General features: G+C 69.4%; 21 protein-coding genes and 1 pseudogene. 8 read left to right on the top strand and 14 right to left on the bottom strand.

The genetic code is table 11. The features are described from left to right. Window positions 1-63: 63 nt before the first annotated feature. The gene (locus tag DEIPI_RS0120410) at window positions 64-1,236 is read right to left on the bottom strand and encodes a hypothetical protein (RefSeq protein ID WP_027482998.1); all 1,173 of its coding nucleotides are present in this window, start codon (window positions 1,234-1,236) and stop codon (window positions 64-66) included. A gap of 400 nt (window positions 1,237-1,636) precedes the next feature. Between DEIPI_RS0120410 and DEIPI_RS0120405 the strand changes: the two genes are divergently transcribed. After that, on the top strand, window positions 1,637-2,872 hold the full coding sequence (locus tag DEIPI_RS0120405; protein ID WP_027482997.1) for an aminopeptidase: 1,236 nt from the start codon (window positions 1,637-1,639) through the stop codon (window positions 2,870-2,872). A gap of 60 nt (window positions 2,873-2,932) precedes the next feature. Here the strand turns inward: DEIPI_RS0120405 and DEIPI_RS0120400 are convergent, their stop codons facing one another. Genes DEIPI_RS0120400 through DEIPI_RS38205 form a run of 3 tightly spaced genes read right to left on the bottom strand, consistent with a single transcriptional unit; the run spans window position 2,933 to window position 4,797 of the window. Continuing rightward, window positions 2,933-3,505, bottom strand: coding sequence for a GNAT family N-acetyltransferase (locus DEIPI_RS0120400; RefSeq protein ID WP_027482996.1), 573 nt, complete (start codon window positions 3,503-3,505; stop codon window positions 2,933-2,935). 21 nt (window positions 3,506-3,526) lie between these two features. Then, on the bottom strand, window positions 3,527-4,660 hold the full coding sequence (locus DEIPI_RS0120395) for a M24 family metallopeptidase (protein WP_027482995.1): 1,134 nt from the start codon (window positions 4,658-4,660) through the stop codon (window positions 3,527-3,529). Continuing rightward, window positions 4,657-4,797: a hypothetical protein gene (locus DEIPI_RS38205; protein WP_157463847.1), complete on the bottom strand. Its 141-nt coding sequence runs from the start codon at window positions 4,795-4,797 to the stop codon at window positions 4,657-4,659. Before DEIPI_RS38205 ends, DEIPI_RS0120395 begins: the two co-directional genes overlap by 4 nt. Before the next feature lie 77 nt (window positions 4,798-4,874). Between DEIPI_RS38205 and DEIPI_RS33095 the strand changes: the two genes are divergently transcribed. Continuing rightward, on the top strand, window positions 4,875-5,681 hold the full coding sequence (locus DEIPI_RS33095) for an IclR family transcriptional regulator (RefSeq protein WP_045234802.1): 807 nt from the start codon (window positions 4,875-4,877) through the stop codon (window positions 5,679-5,681). A 203-nt stretch (window positions 5,682-5,884) separates the two neighbouring features. Here the strand turns inward: DEIPI_RS33095 and DEIPI_RS0120380 are convergent, their stop codons facing one another. After that, complete coding sequence (locus DEIPI_RS0120380; protein WP_169737169.1) at window positions 5,885-6,895, bottom strand: GNAT family N-acetyltransferase; 1,011 nt, start codon at window positions 6,893-6,895, stop codon at window positions 5,885-5,887. Between DEIPI_RS0120380 and DEIPI_RS42300 the strand changes: the two genes are divergently transcribed. Then, window positions 6,813-7,337, top strand: coding sequence for an immunity protein Imm33 domain-containing protein (locus DEIPI_RS42300; protein WP_425387886.1), 525 nt, complete (start codon window positions 6,813-6,815; stop codon window positions 7,335-7,337). The genes DEIPI_RS0120380 and DEIPI_RS42300 overlap by 83 nt on opposite strands. 56 nt (window positions 7,338-7,393) lie before the next feature. Here the strand turns inward: DEIPI_RS42300 and DEIPI_RS33085 are convergent, their stop codons facing one another. Then, on the bottom strand, window positions 7,394-8,464 hold the full coding sequence (locus DEIPI_RS33085) for a glycoside hydrolase family 113 protein (protein ID WP_045234800.1): 1,071 nt from the start codon (window positions 8,462-8,464) through the stop codon (window positions 7,394-7,396). Between the two features lie 85 nt (window positions 8,465-8,549). Here DEIPI_RS33085 and DEIPI_RS0120365 point away from each other — a divergent pair, with 85 nt between their 5' ends. Both DEIPI_RS0120365 and DEIPI_RS0120360 read left to right on the top strand, forming a co-directional pair. Continuing rightward, window positions 8,550-9,173, top strand: a complete 624-nt coding sequence (locus tag DEIPI_RS0120365; RefSeq protein WP_027482993.1) for a TetR/AcrR family transcriptional regulator — start codon at window positions 8,550-8,552, stop codon at window positions 9,171-9,173. Window positions 9,174-9,241: 68 nt separating this feature from the next. Then, window positions 9,242-10,207, top strand: coding sequence for an SMI1/KNR4 family protein (locus tag DEIPI_RS0120360; protein WP_027482992.1), 966 nt, complete (start codon window positions 9,242-9,244; stop codon window positions 10,205-10,207). Here DEIPI_RS0120360 and DEIPI_RS36905 read toward each other — a convergent pair. Beyond that, a pseudogene (locus DEIPI_RS36905) lies at window positions 10,152-10,770 on the bottom strand (IS5 family transposase); the annotation flags it as partial. The gene DEIPI_RS0120360 and the pseudogene DEIPI_RS36905 sit on opposite strands and share 56 nt — an antisense overlap. A 175-nt stretch (window positions 10,771-10,945) precedes the next feature. On the opposite strand from DEIPI_RS36905, the gene DEIPI_RS33080 reads away from it, so the two are divergent. After that, window positions 10,946-11,719: a MerR family transcriptional regulator gene (locus DEIPI_RS33080; protein WP_045234799.1), complete on the top strand. Its 774-nt coding sequence runs from the start codon at window positions 10,946-10,948 to the stop codon at window positions 11,717-11,719. A 23-nt stretch (window positions 11,720-11,742) separates the two neighbouring features. Beyond that, window positions 11,743-12,678 (top strand): DUF2268 domain-containing putative Zn-dependent protease, encoded by a 936-nt coding sequence (locus tag DEIPI_RS35835; protein ID WP_052351860.1) that lies wholly within the window; start codon window positions 11,743-11,745, stop codon window positions 12,676-12,678. A 161-nt stretch (window positions 12,679-12,839) separates the two neighbouring features. On the opposite strand, the gene DEIPI_RS33070 is transcribed toward DEIPI_RS35835, so the two are convergent. After that, complete coding sequence (locus DEIPI_RS33070) at window positions 12,840-14,096, bottom strand: TCR/Tet family MFS transporter (protein WP_045234876.1); 1,257 nt, start codon at window positions 14,094-14,096, stop codon at window positions 12,840-12,842. 641 nt (window positions 14,097-14,737) lie between these two features. Here DEIPI_RS33070 and DEIPI_RS38200 point away from each other — a divergent pair. Then, on the top strand, window positions 14,738-15,568 hold the full coding sequence (locus DEIPI_RS38200) for a hypothetical protein (protein ID WP_157463846.1): 831 nt from the start codon (window positions 14,738-14,740) through the stop codon (window positions 15,566-15,568). A 129-nt stretch (window positions 15,569-15,697) separates the two neighbouring features. On the opposite strand, the gene DEIPI_RS0120330 is transcribed toward DEIPI_RS38200, so the two are convergent. The 6 genes from DEIPI_RS0120330 to DEIPI_RS41615 form a co-directional block, all read right to left on the bottom strand. Then, window positions 15,698-16,123 (bottom strand): hypothetical protein, encoded by a 426-nt coding sequence (locus DEIPI_RS0120330; protein ID WP_045234798.1) that lies wholly within the window; start codon window positions 16,121-16,123, stop codon window positions 15,698-15,700. Between the two features lie 145 nt (window positions 16,124-16,268). Continuing rightward, the gene (locus tag DEIPI_RS35830) at window positions 16,269-17,474 is read right to left on the bottom strand and encodes a S41 family peptidase (RefSeq protein ID WP_027482988.1); all 1,206 of its coding nucleotides are present in this window, start codon (window positions 17,472-17,474) and stop codon (window positions 16,269-16,271) included. Between the two features lie 607 nt (window positions 17,475-18,081). Then, complete coding sequence (locus tag DEIPI_RS36900) at window positions 18,082-18,549, bottom strand: transposase (protein WP_169737168.1); 468 nt, start codon at window positions 18,547-18,549, stop codon at window positions 18,082-18,084. A gap of 130 nt (window positions 18,550-18,679) precedes the next feature. Further along, on the bottom strand, window positions 18,680-19,402 hold the full coding sequence (locus DEIPI_RS35825; RefSeq protein ID WP_169737167.1) for a winged helix-turn-helix transcriptional regulator: 723 nt from the start codon (window positions 19,400-19,402) through the stop codon (window positions 18,680-18,682). A gap of 112 nt (window positions 19,403-19,514) precedes the next feature. Further along, the gene (locus DEIPI_RS0120315; RefSeq protein ID WP_027482987.1) at window positions 19,515-20,012 is read right to left on the bottom strand and encodes a hypothetical protein; all 498 of its coding nucleotides are present in this window, start codon (window positions 20,010-20,012) and stop codon (window positions 19,515-19,517) included. A gap of 446 nt (window positions 20,013-20,458) precedes the next feature. Further along, window positions 20,459-21,846: HD-GYP domain-containing protein (locus DEIPI_RS41615; protein ID WP_245588612.1), on the bottom strand; the 1,388-nt coding region annotated here is incomplete at its 5' end.

The following is a 21,846-nucleotide window of genomic DNA, read 5'->3' as shown; positions in this document are numbered from 1 at the left end:
GTCGAACTCCTCGGGGATCGGGGGTGCGGTTGGCGCCTGGGGCGGCGAACGCCGCCTCTTCGTTCAGTTCCTGCCGTACGTGGACTGCGCGCCGTCCGGCCACGTGAGGATCAGCTCCCCGCGCGGGTCGATCGCCCAGCGGAATTGCAGGGCCTCGTTGGGGACGTCCCGGTCGGAGTTCATGGACGGGGTGCAGTCGTTGGTGTACTTCTGCCGCGAGTAGGTCGGGTTCAGGGTCAGGGTGTTGCCGGTGACGGCGACGGTGCCGGTGTAGTACCCGAAGGTGGTGGTGGTGCAGCCGTACGTGGAGAGCTGCCCGGTCACGCTGCGGGTGAAGGTGCCGTCGGCGTTGATCTTGAGTTGTGTGCCGCTGCCGCTCGGCGGGGACCACTGGCCGGTGGTGGGGTTGTAGTAGTCCACGAGGGTGCTCGTGCCGCGGTACCAGTGGCCGGTCAGCGCGGACGGCACGCCCGCACCCGGATTCGCGCCGCCGGTGGGCGCGGTGAGGTACACGGTGACGCCGCTTCGGGGCGCCTGGACGTTCACGAGCGCGCCGTGCGCGTCGCGCGCGCTGCCGAAGGCGTCCGCGTCGGAGAGCTGGCCGTTTCTGTCCTGGTCCTGCCAGGCCATGACGTAGAACGGCTCGGTGGGCGGGTCGAGCAGCAGGAAGCGGCCCTGCGGGTCCGCGCGGGACGTGGTGATCTTCCGCGGGTCGCAGGCGCCGTCGGTGCCGGGCACGCAGGAGAAGACGGTCACGTCGGCCAGGGTGCCGCCCGGCGCGGCCCTGACCTGTCCGCTGACGCCGCCGCCCTCGCTCGTCGCGAGTCGGCCGAGCACGAGGTCGGCGGAGGCGGTGGAGGCCGTCACCACGGCGGGTGTGCGGCCGTCGGTGCTGTACACGGCGAAGTCGTCGCCGTCGTCCACTTCCTGACTGCCGTTGTTGTCCTTCCAGCCGAACAGGTAGTACGGGCCGGACGGCAGGTTTTCGAGGCGGTACGCGGCGCTCTTGCCGCCGGTGTCGACGCTCGTGGACTCGAACTGCGCGGGGTCGCAGTTCTCGCCGAGGGGGCGGCAGGCGACGATGACGGTCTGTCGGACGTCCCCGGCGGTGGAGGCGGTGACGGTGCCGGAGATCGTCACGGGGGCGGGACCGGTGGGGGCGTCGGTGGTGCAGGCGCTGAGGCTGCCGAGCGCGGTCAGGGCGAGTGCCGCCCAGGTGAGTGTCGTCGTGTTCATGGGGTTCCTCCGTCAGGCGCAACGTAGGCGCGTGACGGTGACAGTTCCGTGACACGGGCGGTTCCGCGTCGGGTGCGGGCTTGCCCTGCCGTCTCGGGGCGGCGTGTGACGTCGGGGCGTGAGCGGCGCCGCCGTCTTGCGTTCGCAGGTCACGCCGCGCCCGTCGGCACGGACGAGTCGGGGCGGTCCGAGGACGACGAGACGCCTTGTACCGGCGGCAGGCATACATGCGCGGTGTAGCACAGCCGCACGGGGCTCACGTGAACCTCACGCTCGACCGCGGGCGGTGGGTCGAGCGTCCTGCGCCGCTCCAGCCGGCGCCTCACGTCCCGCCGCGCTCCTGTTCACTCGCTCGGCATGATGACCTATCCGGCTTCACCCACCCGTATGCTGGGCAGCCATGACCACCGATCTCGAAGGGCACCTCGACCGTTACGCCGCGCTGCTCGTCCGCGTCGGCGTCAACCTTCAGCCCGGCCAGCGTCTTCTCGTCAGCACCGACGTGACGTGCGCGCCCCTCGCGAGGCTCGTCACCCGGCACGCCTACGACGCGGGCGCTCCCCTCGTGAACGTCGTGTTCACGGACGCGCCGTCCACCCGCGTCCGTCTCGCGCACGCCGCGCCCGAGAGCCTCGACCATTTCCCCGAATGGCGCGCGGCGCTGTGGCGAGAGACCGCGGAACGTGGCGACGCGTTCCTGCACGTCACCAGTGAGGATCCCGCGCTGCTCGACGGCATCGACCCCGCCCGGGTGGACCGTGAGCGGCTCGCGCGGCAGCAGGCTCTGCGGCCCTTCTCGGAGCTGCTGCGCCGCAACGCCTTCGCGTGGTGCCGCGCCGCCGCACCGTCGACCGCGTGGGCCGCGCGGGTCTTCCCGCACCTGCGGGCTGACGAGGCGGTCGCGCGGCTCTGGTCGGACGTGCTCGAGGCGTGCCGCGCGGACGTGAGCGATCCCGTCGCGGCGTGGCGCGCGCACCTCGCGGAGCTCGAAGGCCGCGCGGACGAGCTCGGCGCGCGCAGGTACGGCGCGCTGCACTTCCGTGGCCCCGGCACGGACCTCACCGTCGGCCTCGCCGACACGCACGTGTGGGTCGGAGGCGCGGCGCGCACCCCCGGGGGGGTGAGGATCGTGCCGAACCTGCCCGCGGAGGAGGTGTTCACCGCGCCGCACCGGGCGCGTGTGGAGGGCGTGGTGCGCGCGACCAGACCGCTGAGCCTGTCCGGCGTGCTCGTCGAGGGCATCGAGTTGCGCTTCGAGGCGGGCCGGATCGTGGAGGCGCGCGCCACGCGGGGTGAGGAGGTGCTGCTCCGCGCGCTGGACTCGGACGACGGCGCCCGGTACCTGGGGGAGGTGGCGCTCGTGCCGGTGACGTCGGCGGTCGCGCGGACCGGGACGCTCTTTCTCGACAGCGTGTACGACGAGAACGCCGCGTGCCACCTCGCGTTCGGCGCGTCGTACCGGGAGAACTTCGCGGGTGGAGAGGCCCTCTCGGACGAGGAGGTGGCCTCTCTGGGCGGGAACGACAGCGTCACGCACGTGGACTTCATGATCGGCGGCGAGCACGTGGACGTGGACGGCGTGCGCGAGGGTGGAGCGCGTGACCCGCTCATGCGCGGCGGCGTCTGGGCGTTCTGACCGTCGGGACGCGCGCGACCGACCGACGATCTGTCGACGAGGTGCCGCGCGTCCGGGCGCTCAAGGCGCTTCCTGCCCGGCCTGCCGGGGGGATCGGCGGTAGAGCCGGCTGTCGTGCGGTCCCAGGGACACCCGACCGATCGGCTGGAAGCCGCACTTCTCGGCCACGCGGACGGAGGCGTGGTTGTCCGGGTGGATCAGGCAGAAGGTCGGCGTGGGGAGGCCGTCCGGGCGGGCGAGGTGCGCGTCACTCCAGTGGAGCACCGCCCGGAGCGCTTCGGTCGCGTAGCCCCGTCCGTGCGCGGCAGGTGAAAGCACCCAGCCGCCCTCGGGCGTCACGTCGACGTTCGGGGTGAGGGTCCGTCGGAAGTCGGCGAGTCCGACCTCACCGATGAAGTGGCCGGTGACGCGGTCCTGCACGGCCCAGTACCCGTAGCCCAGCAGGGACCACAGGCCGGCGTACCGGAGCATCCGGCTCCACACGTCCTCGGGGGTCGAGGTCCGCCCGCCGATGAAGCGGGTGACGGACGCGTCGGTCCACAGGCGCAGACAGTCGTCGAAGTCGTCGGGTGTGTGGGCGCGCAGAACGAGGCGTGGTGTGTGCAGCGTGGGGGCCGTGGTGAAGGGGCGCATGTGATGAACCTCCTGGCCCGATCAGAGGACCTGGAGCTCCCGCGGGAACCGCGTGATGCTGCGGGCACCGTCGGGCGTGACGACGACGCTGTCCTCGATGCGGATGCCGAGCCGCCCGGGCACGTACAGGCCCGGCTCGACCGTGAACACCGTGCCGACGTCGAGCGGCGTGTGATGCCCGGCGCCCAGGAAGGGCGTCTCGTGAATTTCCAGGCCGATGCCGTGTCCGACGGCGTGCAGGATGTACGGACCGTACCCGGCGTCCTCGAGGACGTCGCGCACGGCACGTTCGACGTGCGCGCCGGTGGCGCCGGGACGGCAGGCCGCTCGTCCCGCGTGGTTGGCCCGCAGGACCGCGTCGTACACCCTTCGGGCGTCCTCGCCGGGCTCGCCCAGCGCGAAGACGCGGGTGATGTCGGAGACGTAGCCGTCGTGGACGGCGCCGCCGTCCATCAGGATCAGGTCGCCCTCCTGGAAGGGACGGTCGGCGCTGTCGTGGTGGGGTTGGCTGGCGTTGGGTCCGCCGGCGACGACGAGGTCGAAGGCGGCGCCGTCGCTGCCCCGCTCGATCAGCTCGCGGAACCAGACGGTCGCGAGTTCCCGTTCGGTGACGCCGGGACGGATGTGCGCGACGGTCCGGTCGAGGGCTTCCTCGACGATGCGGGCGGCGCGGTCGAGCGCGCGGAGTTCCGCTTCGTCCTTGACGGAGCGCAGCCGCGCGAAGAGTGACGTGACGTCGTGCGTGACGACGCCGGGCAGGGCCGCCTCAATGGGGCGGAGTTCCATCGCGCGCATGGCCCAGTGTTCGATCCCGACGAGGTCCCGGCCGGTCAGGTCGAGGTCGTGGAGGGCGTCTCGGAGCGCCAGGACGTACTCGTCACGTTGTTCGTAGGGGTAGAGGCGAAGGCCGGGGATGGCGCTGGCCTCCTGGACCCGTTGCTCTTCGAGGTTGGGGACGATCATCGCGACCGTGCCGTCGACGTGCAGGAGCGCCAGGGTGAAGCGTTTGCTGGGGGGGAGGCGCAGGTCGGTGAGGTAGCGGAGGTTCGCGCCGGGCACGAGGGCGAGCGCGGTGAGGTTCGCTTCGCGTGCGAGCCGCAGGGCGCGCTGGAGGCGTCGGGCGTGGGTGGTGCGGTCGGCGGTGGTGTCGGTCATCGGGCGCTCCTTCGCTTCTTCAGGCGGGGGGTGCGCAGGTCGATGAACGGCGTGTCGCCGCCTCCCGGGATGGTGGGTGCGTCGGTGCCGGCGCTCGCTGCGAGGGTGTCTGCCGTGGTGAGCGGTGGGTGTTCCATCGGTCCTCCTGCTGCGCGTTCGAGTTTTCGCTCAGCGAAAACTGCTTTCGCTGTCTGATATCTGCGATTATAGGAACGTGCCCCGCGAAGTCAAGCCGTCCACCTCACCCGTACAGGACAGGTACGTCGTACAGGCAGCAGACGCCGCCCTCGCGCTGCTCACCCTCGTCGGCGAACACCGCCGCTCCAGCCTCACCCACCTCTCCGGCGCCGCCGGACTCACCACCAGCCAGACCTTCCGGCTGCTCGTCACCCTCGAACAGCGCGGCTTCGTCCTCCGTCACGAGGACAAGACCTACTCCCTCGGCTACGCCGCCCACGCGCTCGGCCGACGAGCGTCCCTCCAGCTGCCCCTGCTCAACGCCGCGGGAGACGTCCTCGACCACCTCCGCGACGACACCAACGAAACCGCCCTGCTCGCCGTCCGCAACGGCCTGCAGGCCGCCGTCCTCGACGTCCGCGAGTCCAGGCAGACCGTCCGGGTCGTCGCGACCCTCGACGAGCGCGGCGACCTCCACATCGGCGGCACCGGGAAGGTCCTCCTCGCCTACAGCGACCCCACGGTGCTCGAACACGTCCTCAGCCGACCGCTGCGCCGCTACACCGACCAGACCATCACCTCGGCCGACGAACTCCGCACGGTCCTCGAGCAGGTCCGCCACGACGGACTCTGCGTCGCGCGAGCCGACTTCGAGGCCGACAGCTACTCCGTCGCCGCGCCCGTACTCGACCGACACGGCCAGCTCATCGCGGCCCTCGCCGTCGCCGGCCCCCTCGCGCGCTTCGACCCCCAGCAGCAGGAGCGGGTCCGCACCCTCGTCCGGACGGCCGCCCGCACCCTCGCCTCCCGACTCGAACAGCCCCCCGTCAGACCCAGAAGCTGAACCTTCGGCCACGAAGGGTTCCGCCACACGGCTCGCCGCTCGCCCTGCGTCCACACCACGAGGCGCGACGTCAGGACACCTCCACCGAACGCGCCCCGCCTCGTCCCCGGACCGATGCGTCCGCCCTCCTGCCGCCGCGCGAGCAGTCCTGACGGTGCCCGAGGCGCCCTCACGCACGGCACCGAACGGGCGGCCCGGTCACTTCAGTGCGCGCCGTCCCCTGCGCCGCCGACCGCCCACGAGGTGCTCCCCGTCATGACCCACAGACCCGGACGCGGCTCGAAGCCCAGGCGGCGGTTCACGGCGAGCATCGACGCGTTCACGCTGAGGTTGTGCGTGAGCATGCTCGTGAAGCCCGCCGCGCGCGCCCGGCGGATCACCTCCACCTTGAGGGCGCGGCCCAGACCGACGCCGCGCGCCTCGGGACGGACGGCGGTGATGAAGTTGTACGCGCCGCGCGGGTGGCGCGTCAGGATGCTGAACCCCAACCACTGTTCCCCGCGCCGCGCCACCACCGTCCACTCGGGCTGGGCGTCCTCGTCGAGCAGGGCCTGCCGGACCTGCTCGCGCGTCCAGCGCGGCATGCCCTTCATGTCCGGCGTCTCGGTCAGCCGGTCCGCGAAGAAGTCGTGCAGACGCGTCCAGTTCGCGTCGTCTCCTCCGAGCGCGACCATGTCCGTCAGCTGGATTCCGGCGCGGGCGAGCGCGCCGTCCACGTCCCCGTGCGCGCGCTCGTCGAAGGCCGCGAGGTCCAGTGTCGACTCGAACTTGTGGTACAGCAACGTGAACCCCTGGCGTTCCGCCCAGGCGCGGACGTCCGGGTGAGCGTCGCGGATGTTGGTCCTCAGACGCGCGGCGCCCTGTGCTCGTGCGGCGTCACGTGAAGCGGCGAGCAGCGCGGCGCCGTACCCGCGGGAGCGGGCGTGCGGCGCGACGACCAGCTGGAGGATGTGCTCGTCCGCCCTGACCCACTGTGACGCGTTGACCACGCTCGTTCCGACGATCTGACCGTCCGCGTCCTCCAGCGCCCAGCGTGTGCGCCACGTCGGCTGCCGATTGGCCTGACGTTCGCGTTCCAGGTACGCCTCGGCACTCGTGGGTTGGGGTGCGTCGGTGTTCAGGACGGCCACGATGGCGTCGGCGTCGGCGTCCGTGGCCTCGCGGATGGTGAAGGTCCCAGCGGTGGAGGTGACGTCCATGTCCCATCGTGTCACGCGCGCGAGCATGCGACCAAAGGTGCTTAGCGGCTTCTCACGTTTCCGAACGGTGGTCGACTTCCCATGCCATCATTTGGCGACCCATCACCGCCTCCGGCGCCCACGAACCCCTCCAGCAGGTTTGTGCCCGCTACGGCTTCCCTTCAAGCCCAGCCGCGACACCAACACCATCGCCCTCCCACACGACATGACGGACAGCGTGTACCCCATCAACGGTCATCGCGTCGCCTCCCGCGGTGGGCACAGCGGCTGGTTCATCTGGCTCGGCGAGGAGCTCAGCCAGGACTTTGATGACTTCACCGTCCACCACATCGTGCGGCTCCATGCCCTCAAACCTGAACTCGTGCCGTTCCTCGTGCTCGATGTCGGATGGCAATTCCTGCTCGCTCCCGGGCATGTCGACGTCTGGTACGACGAGTCATGTTGCGCTGAGGGGTGATCCAGGCTGACCTCAGCGGCGGCCGTCGAAGTTGCACGCGGACTCACACGACGTTGTCACTCCTGTTCGCCCTCAAGCACGGCGAGGGGCGTGTTCGAAGGGCTGGACGGTTCCGCCTCGCTTCGATACGCGGCGGCGAGGGCGGCGAAGCTCGCCTTGGGTGTCCACCTGGGACGCTTCGGCTGCTCTGGCCCGGTCAGGGACACCTTCACCACACCCAGGCTCGCCAGGTCCAGGTCCACCTCGCCCTCGGGGCGGTGCGGCAGGTGGAAACACGCGAAGGTACACAGGAACGCACTGTCCACGCCCACGTTCTTGAAGACGTCCACGAGTTCCGTGATGCACCGCGCCTGCTCCGCCTCGTCACGTTCGTACTCGCGCTTCAGGCGAACCGGGTGTCCAGCCTCGTACTCGACGATGTCCGCCCCGAGCGCGCCCAGATCCGCCGCGCCCCGGAAGGTGGCGCAGCCGAACTCGGTGATCGCCAGGGGCTTGCCGGACGCCATCATGGCGCGCAGCCCCGCCTCGAAGTGCGGAGCGGTCTCCCGGGTGCGGTACACGTCGTATGCGGCAAAGTCGAAGGGTGTCCAGTCCACCCCTTCGAAGTGGATCGAGGCGTAGGTGACCGGACCACCGAAGCGGGCGCGCACGGCGGTCACGGCGCGCGCCAGGAAGGCGTTGATGCGCCCTGGCAGTTCAGGCAGCCCGGCGAGGACGTGTGGGTCGCGCTTCAGCAGACCGCGCAGGCGGGCGTCGGCGGTGTCGCCGGGCAGGAAGCCCGGGGTGAACAGGCTGAGTTCCGCCCCGGTCACCAGGACGACGCGCGCCCCCTGTCGGCGCAGGCGTTCGGCGCGGTCGGCGCAGTCGACGAGGAGGTCGAGCAGGGCGTCCTGCTCGATTTCGTAGCTGAAGGGCGAGAACCAGACGTCCAGCCCGAGTGCGGCGGCGTGGCGGGCGGCCAGGTCGAGGCGCTGTGGGTCACCGCCGGTGAGGCGCACGGCGGTGCAGTGCAGGTCGTCGCGGATGGCTTGCAGATCGTGTCGAACGGCGTCGGGATCGTAGGGTTCGTGCGTGCTGGTGATGCCGTTGAAGAAGCCGGTGTCGTAGGTGATGCCTCTGCTTCGCATGTGCCCTCCCGTTAAGGTACGCGAAGTACCTTAACGGGGAGCATACCTGGTCCCGACACCGACGTACAGTAAAGACCACCTCGCCATGTCCGACCACCCCACCATCCGAGCACGCCGCCGCGGCCCCGCCCTCGAAGAAGCCATCCTCCGCGCCGCCGCCGACGAACTCCTCACCACCGGATACGCCGGGTTCACCATGGACCGCGTGGCGCGCCGCGCGGGCACCAACAAGAACGTCCTGTACCGCCGCTGGCCCCACCGCGCCGCACTCGCGCTCGCCGCCTACGGCCACCTTGCCGCCGAGCGTTACACGCTCCCAGACACCGGGAATCTACGTGAGGACGTGCTCACCGTACTGCGCGACGCGAACCGCCATTGGGCTTCCCCTCTCGGGGAGGTGCTGCGCGGTCTGCTCACCACGAAAGACCCGGAGGTACTCCAGCTGTTACGAGGCCGGGGAACGGAAGGAGGCGCAGACCTGCTCCTGCCGGTGCTCGAACGTGCGGTCGCGCGCGGCGAGGCGCGCCCGCAAGCCTTGAAGCCACGGGTGGCGGGCGTGCCGCTGGCACTGCTCCGTCACGAGTACCTGCTGCGCGGCAGCACCGAAGTTCCAGAGGCCGTGCTGGTCGAGATCGTGGACGACGTCTTCCTGCCACTGGTGCAGGCGGTCACCGCGAGCGTGACGGCGACCGCCGACGCTGCAAAGTGACAGAGTCGAGCTCATGGCATGTCAAGAACGGTTTGTCAGTGCACACATGAACCCCTTGCCTTAAGAACTTGTTTCACTTCTCGCGTCGGGTGAGCTACGACCTCACCATGACCGTTCAGGAGTTGCTCCACCCGTTCCTCGCACAGCAGGATCAGCCCAACGGTCCAGCAGCGAGCGACCAAGATCTGATAGACCTCGAAGCGGCCCTTGCTGTTCAACTTCCCAACGACGTCCGCGAACTCTACCGTCAAGCTGACGGACTGACCCTGACCTGGTACCTCGACCTGCTGCCCCTCACGCGCAGTCTCGAACTCGCCCGCGCCATGACGGCGTATGAGGTGCCTGGCCCCTGGGGTCTCGTGCCCCTCTTCGACCACGGCGCGTCCAACCCCGTCTGCGTCGCTACCCGCGCCCCACTGACCCGATTCCTCGTCCGTGTCCCCCATGACGATGTCAAGCACCACGCTCACCTCGACGTCGTCTCCCTCCTCCAAGAGCTCCTCAATGCTCCGAACCTCGGCGATGACCTCGACGAACTGCCCTCACCTTTCGCGACACCCGAACGGACAGCCGCTCACACCGAGACCGCTCGGGCGCTGATCGCGCAAGCGGACAGGCTCGACAAGAATTCCCGGCGCGACGCCCTACGCTTTGCGTTCACCTTGCTGGGCGTGCAGGGTGTGGACGTCATCGCCTCGTTCCTGGACGACGCGGATGACGACGTGCGTGGAAGCGCACGAGCACGTCTGGGTGAACTCGCTGCACACACCGAGGACGCCGCAGTCGCGCTGGTGCACGCGAACGACGAGCGAGACGTGTTCGCGCGTGAGTGCGTCCGCATTCTGAACGCGGCGGGCATGACGGCGACGTTCGAGCGTAAACCGTGGGGACCGGTCGTGCGCGTCGACCCAGGACCCTTCGGTCTCAACCTGGACGCGTTCTGGTCGGGGCGATCGCAGCCTGACTTCTCCGAGCGGCTCACGGCGCGCGTACGGGAGTTGCAGGTTCTGAAGTCGAAGCGGACCTCAAGTTGACCGGGCGCCCGAGTGCTCGGAAACACATCCGCGCACACGCCAGGAGATGCAAAGCCAGGAACTGGCTGGCGTGCCGCTCGGCGTGCAGGCGAAGCCGTCGAAAACCACCCTGGTGACTCAGAGTACGCTCCACGACCCAGCGATACCGTCCAAGTCGTTCACTTGACTCCACCCCACGCCGTGCAATTCGAGCCTTGATGTGCCGTTTCCGACAGGACCGCCGACACCGTCGGTCGTCGTAGGCCTTGTCGGCGTGAACGGCGTCTGGGCGTCGCTGGGGCCTTCCGCGTCTGCCCGTTCTGAGGGGTGGGACGGCGTCGAGGAGGGGGTCGAACATCAAGCTGTCGTGCGTGTTGGCACCTGTCAGGAGCACAGCCAGAGGAAGACCTTGCCGGTCCACGATGTGGTGGCGCTTGGTGCCCAGCTTGCCCCGATCAGGAGGATGACGTCCGGTGAGGTCCCCCCTTGAGTGCGCGAACGCTGGCGGAGTCGAGGGAAGCTCGGCTCAGGTCGGGTGCAGCAGCGCCGCGCTCCCCCTGGGTGACTCCCGGACGATGCGCGGCCCCTTCCGCCCTTGGGTCCTCGTGGGCGGAACCGTGAAGGGCGGCCCGCGCTGCGCAGCGCGCCTCGCACGTTCCAGGACCCAAACGTTTTTCTGGGGCGCCACCACCCTACGCCACCCCACGTATTGAACCTCACGCTGCGTCAGGTCCTACTGTCGGGAGAGGAGGTACCCCAGTGCTCCTGACCGTCGGAGACGTCGCCCGGATCACGGGCGTGAGCGTGAGGACCCTGCATCACTACGATCGGATCGACCTGCTCGACCCGTCCGGCCGCAACGCCGCCCACCACCGTCTGTACACCCAGACCGACCTCGAAACGCTGCACGTCATCCTGACCTGGCGTGAGCTCGGTCTGCCCCTCGCGGAGATCAGAGGCCTTCTGCACGACCCCACCTTCGACCGGCTCGCGGCGCTCCGCCGCCAGCAGGCCCTGCTGCTCGAACGGTCCCGACGGGACCAGCGGCTCCTGAGCACCTTGAACGTCCTGATCGCCACGGCCGAAGGAGGCACCCCGATGACCAGAGAGAAGATGACCGAGCTGTTCGACGGCTTCGACCCCGCCACCCACGAGGAGGAAGCCGCGGCCCGCTGGGGCGGCACGCTCGAGTTCGCCCAGGCCAGCACCCGCACCCGCGCGTACGGCGCGGCGCAGTGGCAGCAGATCAAGCAGGAAGCGGAGGGCCTCGCCCACGCCTACACGGTCCTGATGGACGTCGGCGCGCGGCCCGACTCGACCGAGGCGCAGGACGTGGCCTGGCGACACCTCGAGCACATCCGCCGCTGGTACTACGACTGCACGCCCTCCATCTTCGCGGACCTCGCGCGCCTCTGGGTGGACGACCCGCGCTTCAGGCAGAACATCGACAAGCACCGCGACGGCCTCGCGGCGTACCAGTCCGGCGCGGCGCTCGCGCTCGTCGTCACCCGCCTCACCCCCACGGGGCCCTGACGGTCCCACCAGGAGGTCCCCTCATGAAGATCGACACCGTGGACGTCCTCAGCGGTCTGCGCGCCGCCCTCACCGCCCCCGAGCAGGAGCGTGACGCGCAGTTCGCGCGCCTCGTCATGGAACCGCTGCGCGGCTTGTGGGAACCCAGCCTCGGCCGCATGGGCCCCCAGGGCGCGCACGTCAAGGACCCCGTGGACGTGGCGCGCCTCTTCCGCTTCTACCGTCCCGAACTCGGCGCGCAGCGCGCGCTCGACGCGCTCGACATCATCGAGCGGCGCGGCGCGCTCCGCGCGTGCGAGGACGCCTTCGAGCAGGCCGTGCGGCGTCTTGACCCGGAGGCGCACGGCTTGACGCTGCCCGACCTCAGGTTCACGTTCGTGCTGGCCGACCCGGACGGCCTCGACCCGAGGCTCGACGGGTACACCGGGGTGGGCAACGTGCCCGGCTGGTCGATGCTCCTCGCCTTCCCCACGGCCTTCAACCTGCCCCGCCTCGGCGCGATCGTCACGCACGAACTGCACCACAACGTCCGCTTCGCGTTCGAGCCGGCCTTCCCGATGACGCTCGGGCAGTACCTCGTCGTGGAGGGCCTCGCGGAGGCGTTCGCCGCCGAGGCGCACGGGGACCAGCTCCTGGGCCGCTGGACGACCACCCTGGACGTCGCGACGCTCCGGACCCTGCGCCCGAAGTTCGCGGCGTCGCTGCTCGAACGGGATTTCAATGTGGTGCGCGGCTTCATCTTCGGGGACTGGGCGGCCGCCGCGAGCGGGTACGCGCCGCAGGGCCTGCCGGACTTCGCCGGGTACGCGATGGGCTACCGCGTGGTGCGCGCGGCGCTGGACCGGACGGGCTGGTCGGTGGTGGACGCGACGTACCGCCCCTGGGCGGAGATCGTGCGCGCCTCGGGCTGGTTCGACGACGTCGACGTCGACGCCGCGCGGCCGCACGCGGCACGCTGACCCCCTTCGGACCCGCCCGGCTTGAACTGGACCTCGTCGTCACGGATGAGGGACCTGGCCGGCTCGGCGGCGAAGGCGAGCCGCGTCAGGGGCGCCGGGACCTCCCGGAAGGACGCCGCGCCTCCCGCTCAGCTCCACTCAGGGTGAGGGTCGACGCCCGGTCACTCCGCCGGCCCGCCATGTCGCAGCCCGTCTTCAGCGCGCCGCCCCGCTCGGTCCGTGCCGGGCATGCCGCGCAGCACCCCGAAGATCAGCAGCGTCCCCGCGACCGACAGCAGCGCCCCCATCAGGAACGCCGCGCCCGGGTACCCCCGGTTGATGCCCACGGCGTACACCGCCGTCGCCAGCAGCGGCCCCACCACGGCCACGAGGCTGTTCAGGCTGGTGATCGCGCCCTGCACGCGCCCCTGCTCGGTCTCACCCACCTGACGGGAAATCAGCCCCTGGATCGCGGGGTTGGCCAGACCGCCCAGCGCTCCCACCACCAGCGAGGCGTACAGCAGCACGCCGCTGCGCGCCACGCTGAGCACCAGAAACTCCAGGATGGACGCCACCAGCCCCGTCATGATGGTGCGACGATCGCCGAAGCGGGTGATGAACGGACCGATCAGGCCGCCCTGCACGCCCGCGGTGAGCAGCCCGAAGAACGCCAGCGCCAGCCCGTTCTGTCCCGGACTCCAACGCAGGACCTTCTCGGTGTACAGCACCCACGTGCTGAAGATCACCTGCCCGGCGAGCCCCAGCAGCACGAACGTCAACGCCAGGCTCCGCAGAATCGGGTACTCCCCCAGCGCCCGCAGCGGCAGCAGCGGGTTGACGTCACCGCGCTTCACGCCCCGCCCCCGCGCACTCGCGGGCAACGACTCCGGCAGGACCAGCAGGCCGTACAGCACGTTCAGGCCGGTGAGCGCGGCGGCCACCAGGAACGGCACCCGCAGGCCGTACTCGCCCAGCAGGCCGCCCAACGCCGGGCCCAGAATGAAGCCCACACCGAACGTGGCGCCCAGCAGACCGAAGTTCTTCGCGCGCTGCTCCGGCGGGGAGACGTCCGCGATGTACGCGTTGGCCACGGTCAGGCTCGCCCCGGTGATGCCGGCCAGCACCCGCCCGACGAACAACCACGACAGGTTCGGTGCGAAGGCCAGCAACAGGTAGTCCAGGCCCATGCCGGTCAGTGCGAACAGCAGGACCGGGCGGCGCCCGAACCGATCACTCAGCGCGCCAAGGATCGGTGCGAACACGAACTGCATGACGGCGTACGCGGCGGTCAGCAGTCCGATGGTGCGCGCGCCGGCCGCTTCCGATCCGGCCAGTTCCTTCACCAGGCCCGGCAGCACCGGGATGATCAGGCCAATCCCGATGACGTCGATCAGCGCGGTCAGCAGAATAAAGATCAGGGCGGCAGGACGGGAGGACATCCTGGCAGTGTAGTCCACCCTGGTCCTGCGCAGGCTCCACGTGGCGGAGGTCCGGACCCCGACCATGCTGCTCCTGAGCCGCGTTGGGTGCCGGCACGTCGTCGAGCCTCACGCCGACCTCGGCGTACACTGTCGATCCTGGCGGAGCCCGCCGCACCCGGGGCCGTCATGCGCCCGACGGGACGGGACCCGGTCCGACCCCGAGTCGCACTTCGACTTCCGTCGGGGGCGGACGAATCCGGTCAGCTCGTTCGACTCCAGCGCCATCCTCGGCGTGTGCGGCGCCAGCAGGTGATTTTTCCCGTCCTTGAAGTTCTGCACGATGACCCTCCTCCACCGTCCACCGTTGGCCCGGTACACGTCCGTCGCGTTGAACCCGGCCGTACGACCGACAAAGGTCACGTCGCGGGTGCCCGGATCGTCCGCCCGGGGCGCCCTGGGGTCGAAGAGGATCACCGACCAGTGCGCCGGACTGACGCTGTACTGGCACGCGAACGGCAACTTGTCCACCTGCGACCCGGCGGGGTTGTTCCACAGTCGACTTACTGGCGTGTCAGCTTTGGTCCGTCATCGAAGACGAGCTTGTAGGCGAGGCCGCATAGGCACCGGTATAGACAGCGGCGCCATGGAAGAATGCCCAAATGGCCAGTCCCACGGGCCCAGCAGTCACCCCACCAGCTCCTGCACGGCTCTGGGGCCTGCTGGCCAGCGAAGCGAACATCGCAGTGGTGTTCCGTCGCGGTCCCAGTCGCTGGACTCGCCTGTACCTGTGGAACACGAAGACCGACACCATCACACCTGGCTCCTGGTTCGCGGGACGCCTGTACGAATGGATGAGTGACCTGTCCCCGGACGGAAAACACATGGTGTACGTCGCACGTAACGAATCGAAGCGGCGTGTGCAGGCTGCTGCCGAAGCGTTCGACGGTGCGACCATGTGGGCCTGGACGGCGCTGTGCAGACCACCGTGGGTACGTGCCCTGGGGTTGTGGAACGCCTCTGACGGCTGGAGCGGAGGTGGAGTGTTCACTGACAACCACTCCTTCACCCGCAATCATTCTGCTGCGACGCTTCGCGCCGAGATTGAGCCAGCAGGCTTCGACATTCAGGGCATACCCGGTAGCGAACGACTGGATGTCGTGCTGACCGCCCTCAAGCGAACAGGCTGGCACGTGACGCAGTGGCCGGATCGTTGGCGAGGAGGAGGAGCGGCCAAGCCAGTCGTGGTGCGTAAGCGTACGTTGGAGGCGCAGTTCATCAGCACGCGGAAGTGGAAGACGTACGTGAAGTACGTGTCGCACGACGCTGGCCACGCTTTGTTGCTCGATGGTGCTTCCTGGGCAGACTTCGATCAGCAGAGGCGTCTGGTGTTCGCGAAAGAGGGAAAGCTCTTCGCGGTACAGGGGGCGGAAGTGCAGATGCTCGCCGACCTGAACTTGGACCAACCAAAGAGGCGCAGGACCCCGTCTTGACCCCAAGGCCAACACGACATGTATGACAGACCAAAGTTGACGAGCCATTTGTAGGCTGTCAGGAAGGATTTGTCGGTGACGAGGACAGGCGAGAGGCACTGGCGTGAGCGCGGACACGCGCGGTCAGGCTCAAAAGCGGACGCCGATGTTCACGCCCACAGAGATGGCAGGATAGACCTCCCTGAAAGACGCCGTGGTCGCGCCAATGCCAACTTCTCCATCGAGGTAGACGTGACCGAGGTTGAGCCGATACCCGGCAGTAGCTGTGCCGGTCGTGAGCCAGATGTTCGTTCCCAGACGACCGCCTAAGAACATGCCCCCCTCGGGTGTGCCCAGGAAGGAGCGGTAGTACACGTTCGCGGCAGGCAAAAATGTCGAGACGTATTCCGTCGGAAGCACCAGCACGCCAACACCCACCCCCACCGCGTCGTGCGATCCGAGGGGAAACTCGACTTCGAGCGAGCTGAGGGACGTGGGCAGATTCCCACCTACCTGAATCCCGATCGCACTTGCAATGCCGGTTGTGGTCAGGACGATGGCGATCGAACGTATCAAGGACGAAACGTGACGTGACATCCTCCTTGAATACCATTCGGATTGACCCTGCCCACCCGCAAATGCGAGGGTAGGAACTCTGAGAGCTGACAAATCCTTTCCGACGTACCACTCATCCGCTATCCGGTTGCGTTTGATCTCTTGGTCACTGCCCGTCCAGTTCCGCCAGGGCGCGCTCCATCGGCACGTCCCGTCCGGACCGCGCCAGGGTGACCACGTCGTCACGCACCACCACGTCGGGCGCGACCACGTGCGGATACGGCGTGACCTCGTCGAACCCATGCCGTGCCACCGACATCCACAACACCTCGTGCGCGCCGAGCGACACGTCCACCGGTTGCGTGTCCGCCGCGCCCGCCGTCATCTGCCCCACCACCCGCGCGCGTCCCTCGTGCTGCAGGACCAGCGCGAACACCTCCCCGCACGACGCGGTCAGGTCGTTCACCAGCACCACGACCTTCCCCGTGAACAGCGTCGAGGGCGTGCCTTGCAGCACGGGCGCCGCGTCCACGAAGACGCCGTTCACGACTCTCGCCGTCTCCACCGCGGAGCGGGTCCGTTCCACCAGCGTGTATGACGGCACGAACGCGCCTGCCGCCTCGAAACATCCGCCGCCGCCGTGGTTGCCGCGCAGGTCCACCACGAGCCGTCGCACGCCCTGCTCGTTCGCCTGCCGCACGAGGTTGTGCACCTGCCGCGCCACCTGCGGGTAGTACGCGAAGGTCGGAATCGTCAGGACCGACGTGCCCGGCGTGGTTGTCTTCGTCAGGTACGGCAGGGTCGGGCGGCGCTGGAGACGCGTGGTCGCGTGCAAGGTGACTTTTCGGCCCTGCCGCAGCACCGTGAACGCCGCTGGCTTGGACTGACCGGTCTTGACGCCCGCCCGGTCGAAGGCGGCGAGCAGCGCCGGGACGTCGACGACGTCACCGCGCCGCAGCCCCGCGTGGTCGACGGTGCTGCCGGGCGTGACGGTCGTGACGACCGTACCGACGCTTGTTTCGCGCGCGGTGAAGCCCGCGTCGTCCTTTGGCGTTTTGTGGTCGACGGGCACGAGGTGGGTGTGCGGATCGCCGAGGAGACGCAGCGCGCGGGCCAGTACGCTCGTCGCGAGGTTCTCGTCGCAGGTCCCCGGATCGAAGTCGACGCCCGCGCAGATCGCCTGGAGTCGACGTTCGGCGTCGGTGAGCAGGGCGGGCAATTGCGCCTCGCCGGGGCCGACGTAGCGGCTCCTGAGCGCGCTGGTGGCCTGCAGCCAGACCTGCGCGGCGGGCGTGAACAGGAAGTCGTCGGCGCCGCTCGCGTGGGTGACGCCGAGCGTGAGCAGCGCGAGGACGGTGAGGGAGCGTCGCACAGGGGCATCATAGGAGAGGCAGCTGACCGATTGGGCCGCAAGTTCGCGCCCCGCGAATTGAACTGGACAGCGGACCAACACGACGTTGGCAGAAGTCGACGGGCAGCGTCACGGGAGGGGCCAAGCACCTCGTCATTCGCGCGCTTGTTGCGGAACCAGGCGTGTTCGAACCGCGCCGACACGCTCCACGACGCGTGCCACCACGTCCGCATCCGTTTCACTGAGGGCAGGAGCGACGTGCCGCGCGGTCTCGACATACAGCGCAAGCGCCGACCGACTTCGCTGCGGCAGCGTCGTCGCTTCATCCAACCCAGCAGCGCGTCGGAAGGCCCGCGTCCAGGTGCTCGGGACCTCATCGCCCCTACCCTCTCAGGCTGGGCTGAGGCGCTCTTGGCTGAGAATGACTGGACGGGCTGGTCACTTGCGCACGATTGGCAGACGCAACACGGCCCGCTCCCGACGGAAGGCGACTCCTTCCCACGCAGCTGTTCGTGCTGGGTGGCGCCTTCGAGGTCGAGAACCCTCGGGCGGTGTACGCGGTCGAGAGCCTGTGGTTTCGTGGGGATGTCGCCCAGCGAATCCAGCACCTTCCTAACGGTGCGTAACTTCAGTTGAGGGTCGCACCCTCCGAGTGACTGGCAGGATCGTTCGCTGCGGTCAGGTGCCGCTGCCAGTACCAACAGCAAAAAAAGGTGTCGTTTGGTGCCGTGCTTTCCACGATCGGTCGGGTTTCGTCCGCTGTGATTCCCCTTTTCATAGCCCGTACGCTTGCGGAGTCCAGCGAGGATCGACTCCAGTCGAGCAAGCCGACGTGAGCGAGCTGATCGAGGAGGAGGTGGTGCAGAGCGCACCACACGCCTTCGGTCTGCCATTCACGCAATCCGCGCCAACAGGTGACGCCACCTGGGAAAGCGAGGTGCTTGGGAAAAGCGTTCCAGCGGATGCCGTCTTTCAGCACGTAGACGATTCCAGCGAGGGTGACTCTGGGAGCAGCGAATGGTCGGCCGCCTTTTGGTTGTCGAGGGTTCGGCAGGAGGAGTTCGACGACGTCCCACAGGACGTCAGGAACGAGCACTTCAATCGTCAGCCCACACGACCGAGCGGCTATGAAACAACCTCATGGGTCCGTCTCACGCGCAGTTCCTCGAGTGAGCCGCGGGCACCGGGTGTTCGCCGTTCACCTGCCGTGCGCGTCGGTCGGGCCTTCAGGCGGACTCGGCGAGCAGGGTGGACTCCGGGAGCGGCTCGACCAGTGCCGTTGCGTGCCGCCGGGAGGCGTACGCGACGCCGAGACCACGCTGCGACACGACGGGACAGGGCAGGCCGGCACGGGAGAATTTTCGTCGCAGGCCGCTGAGCGCGACGTTCAGGACGTTGGACGTCGTGGGTACGGGGTAGCCGAGGTGTGTGAGCCAGACTTTCTGCAGGATGACGTCGCGGGGGACGAAGCGTCCCCGGTGACGCAGCAGCAGGCTCAGGAGCTTGGTCTCGACGCGGGAAAGCCGCACCTGACGTCCGAGATGCGTGACGAGACGCTCCTGGCGGTCGATCAGCAGTCCGTCCGAGGCGCGGTTGAGGCGTCGCGTCTGCCGCAGGACGCGCCGGACGCGCGCCCGGAGCTCACGCGGGTCCACGTCGGCGGTGACGCAGTCGAAAGCGCCGAGTCGCAGGAGGGCGACGCGGTCCGGCGCGGCGAGGTGGTCGGCGATGACCATCACGGCGCATTCGTCGAGGTCGGAGAGCGTGCGGACCTGCGTTTCGGTGTCGCGCGTGACGGCGGCGACCACGAGCAGGAGGAGTTCCACCGTGTGCCGCCGGAGGACGTGAGGGACGGACGTGACGTCGGTCACGTGTTCGACGGGGATTCCTTCGCGTGCCAGCAGGCGAAGGTAGCGCGCCGCGCGTGTCTGGCGGCGTTCGACAATCACGACCTGAGCGTCCACGTCCGTACCCTGTCAGGTGGAGCGTGTTGGAGGCATGACACGGGTGTGTGTCGCGGGCGCCCTGGTGGGTTCGCGGGGCTCGTGCGCCGCTTCTGTCTCAGCGGGGGTGTGAGGCGGTCCAGGCCCTGCGGAGCCAGCCGAACGCGCCGCGCAGGGCTCGGGAGAGTTCCGGCTCCTTCGGTGTGACGTCCTGTCGGAGTTCCCAGAGGACCGCGCGGTACGCGTGTCCCTCGGCGTCACGCAGGGCCGGGTCGATGAGGCGGATGACGAGCGGCCACACGGTCTTGTCGCGGGTGGTGGGCGCGGGGGTCAGTTCGACGCTGAGGTGGAGTTGGCGTGATCGCGTGATGCCGGGCCGGCAGGTGGCGTCGGTTCGGTCGAGGCCGGGAAGGTGCGTGGCGTTCAAGGCGGCGTGGATGGCGGTGCGGACGGTCTGGGCGGCCCGGGGCGTGGTGGGGTGCGGGAGGTCGGGAGCGGGGGCGAGGCAGAGCTCGCGGTACGGGGTGAGGTTCTGGAGGTGTTCGTAGAGGACCGGGTCTCGTTGCGCGTGGGCGGTGGTGAGGAGCGCGAGGAGGGTCAGGGTGGTGCGTTTCATGCGTTCCTTTCGAGGTGGTGAGCGTGCGGCTCAAGGTAGGGAGGGGAGCGTGACGTGAGCCTGACAGGAGCTCGACGAACGCCTTTTCGGCGTGGGACGTCACGCTCGTCGCACCCACCCGTCGCTCCCGGGCGATCGACGGGGCGTTGTCGTCCGCCGGTGACCTGAAAGGCGCCGAACACGAAACTCGCGGGTTCCTGCATCGGCTTCAGCGCAGGACGAAGTGGCGACCGTGCCAGACACGCATGGTGGTGGTCCAGCGCCGGGCCGGCGGTTGCAGGTCGGGGCGGCGTTTCCCCTCACACCGTCAGCACCCGACCGATCAGGTCGTCTCACCCACGACGGCCACTCACGACTCGCCGGGCGTCCACGCCGCGTGCTCGACCCTCGACGTCGACACCTCGCCCCTGTGGACGGCCGGGCGCGCCGCGCGCCGTCGCGGTCGCTCAGCTCCTCATCAGCCGAACGAACGCCGCCACGACGAGCGGGTCGAACTGTCGACCGGCCTGCGCCTCGATCTCCACGAGCGCTTCGTCGTGCGTCCACGCGCGCTTGTACGGCCGTTCGCTCGTCAGCGCGTCGAAGACGTCCACCACGCTGAAGATCCGCGCGGCCAGCCCGATGTCCGTGGCCTTCAGGCCGTCCGGGTAGCCCGCGCCGTCCCAGCGTTCGTGGTGATGCCGCACCACCAGCCGCGCCAGCGGATGGACCGTGGGGACGCGCGACACCAGCGCGTGCCCGGTCGTCGCGTGCGACTGCATCAGCCGCCACTCCTCCTCGCCGAGCCGGCCCGGCTTGAGCAGGATCGCGTCGGGCACGCCGAGCTTGCCGACGTCGTGCAGGTACGCGCCCTGCCGCAACCCCTCCAGCGCGTCCGCGTCCAGCCCGAGCGCGTCGCCGAGCCGGGCGCTGAGCGTCACCACCCGCTCGGTGTGCCCGGCCGTCTCGAAGTCACGCAGTTCGAGCGCGAGTCCCAGCGAGAGGAGCGCGCCCTCCCGGGTGGCTTCCACCTCCACGAGGTGCGCGCGGCGTTCCAGCGCCCGTCCGATCACCTCCGCCGCGCGCGTCACGAGCGTCCTCGCGCCCGTCGGGAGACTCGGAAGCGGCCGGAACCACACGAAGGTCACGAACGCGGACGGCACGCCGCGCTCCACGACGGGCGCGAGGACCGCCGCACCCACCCCGCCCGTCGCGAGCACCCGCGCCCGGGGTCGCTCCACCGGCAGGTTCGCGCTGGCGATCAGCCCTTCCTTCGGGTGGAGCGTTCCGGTCAGTGACTCCGGGTCGCTCAGGAAGGTCGTGACGGCGGCGCGGAGCGCGTCCGTCGTCTTTCCGAGCGTGACGCCGACGCCCTGCGCGGGGTGGAAGTACGTGACGTGATCCGCCCCGAGGAACGCGCGGCACTCACCCAGGACGCGTTCGGCGACGTCGAGGGGATCGTCGTGCTCGGCCGCGAGCGTCGAGAGTCGCGTCAGGACGCGCAGTTCCTCCACGTGCGCGCGGGTCGCGGCGTTCGCGCGGACCCGTTCCAGCGCGGACGCCCCGGCCGCGGCGACCGCGCCGAGCAGCTGCTCGTCGAGGTCCGTGAAGACCTCCTGTCCGGAGCGGGTGACGCGCAGCGCCGCGCCGGTCGCGTCGAGCGGCGCGTCCAACGTCACCCGTGCGCCGTCCACGCTCGTGACGGTGGCCTGGAGGGCGTCCGGCACGTGGTGGACGTCCGCACGACCTCCGAACAGTGCCTCCGCCTCCCGCGCGATCAGGCGCTCGACGTCGCGTTCGTCCTGCGCGTCCTGCAGGGCGGTCGAGACGCGCACCAGCACCTCCAGCTCGGAGC

The organism is Deinococcus pimensis DSM 21231 (assembly GCF_000519345.1).
Taxonomy (GTDB): domain Bacteria; phylum Deinococcota; class Deinococci; order Deinococcales; family Deinococcaceae; genus Deinococcus_A; species Deinococcus_A pimensis.
Note: the sequence above shows the minus strand (reverse complement) of the source record. Positions and strands in the feature narration are given on the sequence as shown.